The sequence below is a fragment of the Desulfovibrio sp. An276 genome (assembly GCF_002159665.1).
Lineage (GTDB): Bacteria > Desulfobacterota > Desulfovibrionia > Desulfovibrionales > Desulfovibrionaceae > Desulfovibrio > Desulfovibrio faecigallinarum.
This window is the reverse complement of the sequence record NZ_NFJC01000075.1, coordinates 1-1,129: the sequence shown is the minus strand read 5'-3', so window position 1 is coordinate 1,129 and position 1,129 is coordinate 1. Positions and strand designations below refer to the sequence as shown.

The window sequence follows — 1,129 nt, the reverse complement described above, 5'->3', positions numbered from 1 at the left end:
GGTCAGTGGTTTGCCATAGACTTCCTTCAGAACTTGCCTCGCGACAAGCCCCTTGTCTTTCGGCTCGAGGTTCCCGCTGCCGGGCCCTCAGAGGTCTTTCACCTCCTAGTACTGCGCCATGCCGGGCGCACATCGGAAAAGACACCATCCAGGCGGATGGTGCCAAAGGCCACGTCCAAAACCTCGCCAAAGGTGCGGAAGCCCTTGGGCAGGGAATCTGCGCGAAGCGTCCAGGCGTGCAGCTTCATACCGTTCTTCTTTGCGAGATCACCCAAAGGAGAGATGGTGTAGGACTTTCCGTCAGCGGAAGGCACAGCCAGAAGATTGAAGTTGGGAGCATAGATGGTCGCGTACTTTGCGATGTCCCTGACGCCTTCCGTGGTCAGCCAGGCATGGCGGGCCTTGTCGTCCTTGTGTTCCTGGCCGTTCAGGGTCACGAGCATGCACAGTTCGCCCTTCCAGCCGAGCTCACGGGCACGCTTCACTGCCTCGTAATCGAAGATCTGCAAAATGGCGCCGCTTTCCATATTGTTGTAGCCGAACTTCGTCATCATCTCAATGGTGGCCTTCAGGATGTCGAGCCCATGGGCCTCGAAGAAGGCGGGTTCCTTCACTTCCACGTAGACCTTCACGTTGCGGCCGGTGGATTTGTTGAGGCCCTGCACCTGGTAGAACTCCTCTTCGAGGGAGGGCACTTGGTAGGCAATGGGAGCATCCGGGAACCTGTCGGCAAAGACCGGCTTGCCTGTCTTCACATCAAAGCGTTCGGTTACGCGCAGGGAGCGGATTTCATCATAGGTGAAATCGCAGGCGTAGTAGCGGCCGTCCTTGCGGGCGCGATTGGGGAATTTCTTTGCCACATCCGTGGTAGTGTCGATGAGCACATCGTGCATGATCACAAGGCGTTTCTCAAGCGCGCCGTAAAACCTCTCCCTTCAGGGGGAGGATATAAGGCGCCCCTAGCTTGGCAAGTTTGCCTTTAATTGGGAGTTCTTTGGGATTCGATATACTGCTTAAGGCCGGAGAGCGGCGCTCCACCGCAACTGCCTGCAAAGTAGCTTGGTGACCAGAGAGAGCCACCCCAAAGTTTCTTTTGGATGGAGGGATATCCTTTTTTTCTGATCAGCCT

Annotated in this window: 2 protein-coding genes; both read right to left on the bottom strand. The window is 56.4% G+C overall.

Going from position 1 to position 1,129, the window contains the following annotated elements; translation table 11 throughout:
* Positions 1-98: 98 nt before the first annotated feature.
* Positions 99-893 (bottom strand): glycerophosphodiester phosphodiesterase family protein, encoded by a 795-nt coding sequence (locus B5F76_RS14250; protein ID WP_239407083.1) that lies wholly within the window; start codon positions 891-893, stop codon positions 99-101.
* 86 nt (positions 894-979) lie between these two features.
* The coding region (locus B5F76_RS14245) for a transposase (protein WP_204218446.1) at positions 980-1,129 on the bottom strand (150 nt) is incomplete at its 5' end.

Bases quoted from the DNA above. Each gene is read 5' to 3' on its own strand.
- B5F76_RS14250 (WP_239407083.1), bottom strand. From the start codon at position 893: ATGCACGATGTGCTCATCGACACTACCACGGATGTGGCAAAGAAATTC.